Annotated in this window: 6 protein-coding genes and 3 pseudogenes; 7 read left to right on the top strand and 2 right to left on the bottom strand. The window is 34.5% G+C overall.

Annotated features, from left to right (window positions below):
* Positions 1 to 252 (bottom strand): annotated as a pseudogene (locus ACWODM_RS16025) (hypothetical protein); the annotation flags it as partial.
* 182 nt (positions 253 to 434) lie between these two features.
* Here ACWODM_RS16025 and ACWODM_RS16020 point away from each other — a divergent pair.
* Positions 435 to 1,391, top strand: a complete 957-nt coding sequence (locus ACWODM_RS16020) for a tRNA dihydrouridine synthase (RefSeq protein WP_455322331.1) — start codon at positions 435 to 437, stop codon at positions 1,389 to 1,391.
* Between the two features lie 58 nt (positions 1,392 to 1,449).
* Here the strand turns inward: ACWODM_RS16020 and ACWODM_RS16015 are convergent, their stop codons facing one another.
* A complete protein-coding gene (locus ACWODM_RS16015; RefSeq protein ID WP_455322330.1) occupies positions 1,450 to 2,214 on the bottom strand; it encodes a DeoR/GlpR family DNA-binding transcription regulator in 765 nt (254 codons plus the stop codon).
* Between the two features lie 494 nt (positions 2,215 to 2,708).
* Here ACWODM_RS16015 and ACWODM_RS16010 point away from each other — a divergent pair.
* The 6 genes and pseudogenes from ACWODM_RS16010 to ACWODM_RS15985 form a co-directional block, all read left to right on the top strand.
* Positions 2,709 to 3,608, top strand: a pseudogene (locus ACWODM_RS16010) (restriction endonuclease).
* Positions 3,609 to 3,943: 335 nt separating this feature from the next.
* Positions 3,944 to 4,537, top strand: coding sequence for a restriction endonuclease subunit S (locus ACWODM_RS16005; RefSeq protein WP_455322329.1), 594 nt, complete (start codon positions 3,944 to 3,946; stop codon positions 4,535 to 4,537).
* A complete protein-coding gene (locus ACWODM_RS16000; RefSeq protein ID WP_455322328.1) occupies positions 4,534 to 4,875 on the top strand; it encodes a hypothetical protein in 342 nt (113 codons plus the stop codon). The genes ACWODM_RS16005 and ACWODM_RS16000 overlap by 4 nt, the downstream gene beginning before the upstream one ends.
* A gap of 53 nt (positions 4,876 to 4,928) precedes the next feature.
* Positions 4,929 to 6,521: a type I restriction-modification system subunit M gene (locus ACWODM_RS15995; protein ID WP_455322327.1), complete on the top strand. Its 1,593-nt coding sequence runs from the start codon at positions 4,929 to 4,931 to the stop codon at positions 6,519 to 6,521.
* Between the two features lie 20 nt (positions 6,522 to 6,541).
* Positions 6,542 to 7,549 (top strand): RhuM family protein, encoded by a 1,008-nt coding sequence (gene rhuM, locus ACWODM_RS15990; RefSeq protein ID WP_455322326.1) that lies wholly within the window; start codon positions 6,542 to 6,544, stop codon positions 7,547 to 7,549.
* Positions 7,542 to 7,725 (top strand): annotated as a pseudogene (locus tag ACWODM_RS15985) (restriction endonuclease subunit S); the annotation flags it as partial. The gene rhuM and the pseudogene ACWODM_RS15985, both read left to right, overlap by 8 nt.

Genomic DNA, 7,725 nt, shown 5'->3' with positions numbered 1-7,725 from the left:
ATACAGAAGGTCTCTATTGTTAGCTAAATTATTTATGTGGTTCCCTTGTCCGCATTCGGTGGCGCTATTGTCCGCATTCACTGGCTCATTTTTCCGCACAGGTGGCTCTATTCGTTCGCAATATTCAGTGAAGACGATTTGATTATCTTTCACTAACACGGCACCAAAAGGCTCGTTTCCTTTTTGAACGGCTGATTCAGCCAAAGCCAGTGCTTCCAGTAGAAATTCTTCGTCTGAATTTTTTATATCCATTAGTGTCAGTCCTCTCTTTTTCTTTAGTATAGGATAAGTGATGATTGTTTGATAGGGAAAGTTGAGTAAAGGATGAAAGAAGCCAGCTTTTTTGCATATGCCTGTCTTTCCTAGTATAATAATCATGTTTTTGTAAAGTGTTGTTCGAGGACTCGAGCACAACGGAAGGAAGAGTATATACAGTGAGTAAAAATTTTTGGGAAGAGTTACCGAAGCCCTTTTTCGTATTAGCACCGATGGAAGATGTGACGGATGTCGTATTTCGCCATGTAGTCAAAGAAGCGGGAGCACCGGATGTCTTTTTTACAGAGTTCACAAATTCAGATAGCTATTGCCATCCGGATGGCATCCAAAGTGTTCGTGGTCGTTTGGTCTTTACGGAAGATGAACAGCCAATGGTGGCGCATATTTGGGGCGATAAACCAGAATTTTTCCGCCAAATGAGTATCGGTATGGCAGAAATGGGCTTTCAAGGAATCGATATCAATATGGGCTGTCCGGTGCCAAACGTTGCCGATCGTGGTAAAGGTAGTGGCTTAATTCTGCGTCCTGAAGTGGCAGCAGAATTGATTGAAGCGGCGAAAGCTGGAGGGTTGCCTGTCAGTGTGAAAACGCGACTTGGATTTAAGGATCTGGAAGAGATGGAAGCCTGGATCACGCATATTTTGAAGCAAGACGTCGCCAATTTGTCGATTCATTTACGTACTCGTAAGGAGATGAGTAAAGTCGATGCTCATTACGAAGTCATTCCGCAAATTATGGCGATTCGTGACCGCATCGCACCACAAACGAAGATCACGATCAATGGCGACATTGCTGACCGTCAAGCGGGCTTAGCATTGGCTGAAAAATATGGCGTGGATGGTATTATGATTGGTCGTGGCATTTTTAAAAGTCCCTATGCCTTTGAAAAAGAACCTCGAGAGCATTCGCCTGAAGAATTGTTAGGGCTTTTGAGAATGCAACTGGACTTGCAAGATCAGTACGCAGAGTTAGTGCCACGTTCGATCGTTGGCTTGCACCGTTTCTTTAAAATCTATGTCAAAGGTTTCCCGGGAGCAAGCGATTTGCGTGTGAGATTGATGAATACCAAGTCTACGGATGAAGTAAGAGCGATATTGGATGAGGTGCAGAAATAACAGATGAATAGAATTTTAGATAAAAACTTCGGCAAAATTTTCTGCCGAAGTTTTTTTATTATTCAATAATAACTAAATCGTTGTAGTGTTCTTTGATCTCAGGTAACAATTGATTGTCTGTGATCAGTAAGTTGAGTTGATCCAAGGTCGCAAAAGTGGCAATAGATCGTTTTTCAAATTTGGTGCTGTCTACCAAAGCAATTACTTTGGGAGCTACTTCAACTAAGCGATTTTTCAATTCTACTTCATACAAATTAAAATCAGACAATCCTTCTACAGATGACACGGCATACGCTGAGGTAAAGAGAATATCAATATTGATTTTTTTTAGGATATCCATCCCTAAAATCCCTTCGATAGCATTCGATGCCCCTTTGACTACACCACCAATCAAAATCACTGTTAAATTAAAGTTTTCTTTTAATAAAGTTGCAGTGCGCAGTCCGTTGGTCAATACAGTAATTTTTAAATCAGATTGATTGATCAATTTAGCAAGTTCATAACAAGTGGAGCTTGCATCAAGGATGATACATTCACCGTCTTGAAGATAAGGCAGTGCTTTGTTAGCGATTTCATATTTTTTCTCAATGTTTTTTTGCTTTCTGATATCGTAATTTTTATCAAATTTGAGTGATTCATCTTCTTTTGAACGCATTGCACCGCCATGAGTACGTACTAAAAGATTGTTTTTACTAAGATAATTCAAATCAGAACGAATCGTTGCCTGAGACACATCCAGCATGTCAGTTAATTCGTTGACTGAAATAGACTCTCTATCCTGCAAGATCTCTAAGATTTTTTCTCTACGTTGACTAGTATACATAGTGATCCCCCCTTTTTTCCAACACTTCTTTTATCAAAATTATAAAGGAAGTTGCTTAAAATGACAATAGAACAACCTTTCGTTCTTCTTTTGAATAGTTTTGAATATTGGTGCTTTTTTATAATTTTTAAAATAAATGAAAATATAAAAAGAGAATTTCTGTATCTTTTAAAGAATCATTGATCATATTTTCTGAAAGACTATGAAAGTATACTGGTAATAAAGAAAAAGGAAGAATCTTTAGATCAGATGTATATGTTTGGGTGGAGTGGATTATCAAGTGGGATCTATACTACGGTTGTTGTATGGTTTCTCTAGAATAAAACAGGCCTAATGGTTTAGTTTATTGTGTTAGGATTTATCTAATTTGGAAGTGAAAAAGTTCTTTTTTGTAATTTCACAGTATTGTTAAAAAGAAAGTGATATCATTAATTACATAGAGAAGAATTAGAAAGGTTGATTTGAATATGCAAAATATTTGGGAACCTGAATTTATGAATGTTCCTTTATTGGAAAGAGAAAATCTTTTGATGCCAGAAATTATTCGTTGTTTAAGGAGTTTAGGTGGATTGGCTACAAGAAAGCAAGTAATCAAAGAGTTAAAAGAAACTTCTGAAACAATTCCTGAGGATTATATTGACTTTGAAAAAATTTCTGAACGTACAGGAAACACTTACAAACCATTTAATTATCAGTTTAATTTTTCAATTAAGCACTTAGTATATGCAAACTATCTTAGCATACCTAATCGGGGGAGTATTAAGTTAACAGAAAAAGGAAGAAATACTTCTTTAATTAATTTTAATAGCGAAAAGCTAGTTCGAACAATTTCTGAGCCGATTTTTTTGGAAAAGTCTCAGAAGAAAAAAGAAAAAGTAATTGGAGATGCTGACGATGAAGTTGTTGAAGAAGAGCTTATTAATACGCATGAGGATCAGTGGGAACAAGAATTATTAAGCGCACTAAAAAAAATGCCACCTAAAAAATTTGAGCTTTTTTCTAGAAGTTTAGTCAATGCGATGGGTGTAGATATTGATGAAAAAATAGGAATTAGTTATGTGGCAGATGGTGGTATTGATGGTTTTGGCTATATTACTTCAGATGATTTCCGCACGACACGTGTAGCAATTCAGGCAAAACGTTGGGAAGGAAAAGTATCTTCTCCAGAAATAGATAAGTTTCGTGGTGCAATGGATAAATTTAATGCAGAATTTGGGATTTTTATTACAACATCAGACTTTACACGAGATGCTATTGCTGCTTCACGTATTGGAACGAGAGTTATTACTTTAATTAATGGAGAAAAAATCACCGAACTTGTGGCTTAGTATGAGTTATATGTCACTCCAGTCACTACGTATATATTGGATACCTTTTATTTTGAAAAAGATTGATTGAGGTTGTACGTTTGTTTTGATTTAAGTAGTTGGAGATTAGTACAATTTTAGTGTGGATAAGTAATGGTTCTCCTTACTTCAATTGGACTCCATCATTGAAGAGCAAACAGTAAAAATGAATAGATTTTGTTACATTAATCTGAGTGTTATAGGAGTAAGAAATTAAAAATTTATTTTCCTCTGAGAAAAATGTTAAACAATGTTTAACCACGCAATACACTTTGGTAATATTTTAATATTACCAAAGTGTATTGACATTAAGTAAAGAAGAGAATACAATGCGTATATAAAGATTTTTTGTAATATAAAAATATTACAAAGGAGGATGTTGTATGATTTTAGGAGATCTATGTGATTTTGAATCAGGTATAATTATTAGCAGAGTTTCGGAAGAACAACCTGAAGAAACTTCAGAACGCAAACCAATGTACCATTTGTATGAGAATGATCAATTTGATAATAATCCTTTACTTATGGACAATGAGACTAGCTCTAATCAGATTTTTACGGAAAAAGATATTCCTACTTTGAAAGAAAATGATGTGGTAATAAATTTGTATAGAGCTAAGGCCGTAAAAGTAAATAATTTTTATTCAAATTACATTATTAATGCTAATTTTGTAAAAATTGATATTAACGATACATTATTGGATAAAGCCTATTTTCTCTATTGGTTTAATGAGAGTTTGGATAGTAAAAAACAGTTAATACAAGATGTGCAAGGATCCTTTATGAGAAAAACAACTATTTCTCAATTGAAAGAGATGCAAATAATTCTTCCGGATTTAGATGTTCAAACACTAATCGGAGGAATTTATGAACAACAAATAAAACTCAATAACTTATATGAAAAAAAGATGAAATTGAGTAATGTATTTTCAAAAGGAATAATACAAAATATAGAAAGAGGTAGTGTGCGAAAATGAATTATCTCAATAAAATATTTTTCAAATTTTTTGATTTTGTTCTTTCAATATTTGAAGGATTACGATCAAAAAAAGTTCAAATAATTCAAGAAAAAGAAGATACTTTAAAAAATATTGTTAAATACAGAAATTTTCCTTTATCACAAGAGTTTCAACAAACAATTGATGAGATTCCTGTTTCTTTTTTTGACTGTGAAAAAGTTCTCGATGCTTTAAAAGTATTTGAGTATTCACGTGAGGTAAATGATGGGAATGAAAAAGACAAGTTTGGAGTGTTACTTCGTGCAATGTTTCAAGAATTAAAAAAGATAAAAATATGGATGTTACCTATTTATTGAGAAGTATGGATTTTAATACAAAATAAATATTATATGTGAAGGGATTATATAGAATGGCAGAACAAAATTCAAAAACACTTTATCAAGCATTATGGAACAGTGCGGATATTCTACGATCAAAAATGGATGCAAATGAATATAAGAATTATTTATTGGGATTAGTCTTCTACAAATATTTATCAGATCGCATGTTGTATCATGCAGCAAATCTTTTGGAAGAGACTGCAGATAATCTGACCGATGCACAAAAAACGTATGAAGAAGCCTTTGAAGATGAAGAACTCAAAGATGATTTGATTGAAGAACTAAAGTATGATTTTTCCTATGCTTTAGAGCCTAATTTGACCTTCACAGCATTGGTTCAAAAAATCCATAAAGGAAGATTTGAGTTAGAAGATTTAGCACAAGGTTTTAGAAATATTGAGCAAAGCAGTGAATTATTTGAAAACCTTTTTGAAGATGTTGACTTATATTCAAAAAAATTAGGAGCAACTCCTCAAAAACAAAATCAAACAATCTCAGCTGTGATGAAAGAATTAGCTACACTTGATATTGCTCATGAGGGAGATGCATTGGGAGATGCTTATGAGTATCTTATCGGTCAGTTTGCCTCTGATTCTGGAAAAAAAGCAGGAGAATTCTATACACCACAACCAGTCTCAACTCTGATGACTCGTATTGTGTTAGCAGGTAAAGAAGATCAAAAAGGCTTTAGTGTTTATGATCCGACTATGGGTTCAGGTTCTTTATTACTAAATGCCAAAAAATATTCTAATGAACCAGGAACAATTAACTATTTTGGACAAGAATTAAATACCTCTACGTACAATTTAGCTCGTATGAACATGATTTTGCATGGAGTAGATAGTGCTAGTCAACATTTGCATAATGGCGACACACTGGATGCCGATTGGCCAACAGAAGAACCGACAAACTTTGATGGTGTACTGATGAATCCTCCGTACAGTGCTAAATGGACAGCTGAAAAAGGCTTCCTAGATGATCCTCGATTTGCGATGTATGGCGTTTTAGCACCAAAATCTAAAGCTGACTTTGCTTTCTTATTACATGGTTACTATCATTTGAAAGATACGGGTGTAATGGCCATTGTTTTACCACATGGTGTCTTATTCCGTGGAGCTGCAGAAGGAAAGATTCGTAAAATCTTACTTGAAAATGGCGCAATTGATACTGTGATTGGCTTACCAGCGAATATTTTCCTAAATACTAGTATCCCGACAACTGTAATTATTTTAAAGAAAAATCGAGAGAATAAAGATGTATTGTTTATTGATGCATCGAATGATTTTACTAAGTCAAAAAATCAAAATCTATTAGAACAAAAGCATATAGAAAAAATATTGGCTACCTATTTGAAACGTGAAGATGTAGAAAAATATGCTCATGTCGCTAGTTTTGAGGAAATTGAAGAAAATGATTACAACTTAAATATTCCTCGCTACGTGGATACATTTGAAGAAGAAGAACCGATTGATATTGTGGCATTGAGTAAAGAAATGGTGGAGTTAAATCAGGAAATAGCAAAGGCTGAATCCGAATTTTTAGCGATGTTAGATAAACTGGCTGTCACAGATGCTTCAAGAGATTTGATAGAAGCAACAAAGGCAGTGTTTTCTCATGAGTGACCTGGAGAGGAGAAGGATTGATGGAAAATAATATCATTCTTTATAACACTGAAGACGGACAAACTAGAATTGAGCTTCGATTGGAAGACGGGACAGTCTGGTTATCTGAGTTAGAGATTGCAGAATTGTTTCAAACAACTAGACAAAATATTAATAAACATATTCAAGCTATTTTTTCAGACGGTGAGTTAAGTGAAGGAGTGGTTAGCAACTATCAGTTGCTAACCACTCCACATGGTGCTATAGAGGGAAAAACGCAAACTAATAAGGTGAAGTTTTATAATCTTGATATGATTCTAGCAATCGGTTATCGCGTACGTTCTGCTCGTGGTGCACAGTTCAGAAGATATGCTTCGACAATCTTAAAAGAATATTTGATTACTGGTGCAGCATTGGATACAGAGAAATTGACCAGTAATCTGACCTACTTTAAAAACCTACAAAAACGGATTCGTGACATTCGTTCAAGTGAGCGTTTGTTCTATCAACAAGTGCTAGATATATTTGCAACAAGTATTGATTATGATGGCACTAGTGAAGTAGCCCGTGAGTTTTTTCAAACGGTACAAAATAAAATGCTTTACGCTGTCACAGGTAAAACAGCTCCAGAATTGATCTTTTCAAGAATTGATGCAAGTAAAAATAATTTAGGACTTATCAATTATAAAGGCAATTACCCACGAAAATCTGACTTGATCATTTCTAAAAACTATTTAGATGAAAAAGAGTTAAATCGCTTAAATTTGATTGTTTCGGGATATCTAGATACTGCGGAATATCAAGCGGAAACACAAACAGCTATGACTATGGCAGATTGGAAATCTGAATTAGATAGATACTTAGCTTATCAACGAGCGGATATCTTAGAAGGACGAGGAACAGTCAGCCGAAAAAATGCGAACAAAAAAGTTGATGATGAATACAAAAAGTATCAGGAAAGTAATCATGAGATAACAAAAGTGGACGAAGATTATTTCAAAGCACTTTCACAAGATATTCAGCGTTTGAAGGGGGAAAAACATGAGTAATAAACAAAAAAAAATGACACCCGAAGTTCGCTTTTCAGGGTTTAATGACGATTGGGAACAGCGTAGGTTGGGAGAAATAGCTCCTCTACGTGGTGGTTTCGCATTTAAGGGTGGAAGTTTCAAGAGTAGTGGCGTACCAATTGTTAGAATTTCAAATATTTTATCAAGCGGCATAG

This window comes from Enterococcus olivae (assembly GCF_053760925.1).
This window is presented reverse-complemented; position numbering and strand designations above follow the sequence as displayed.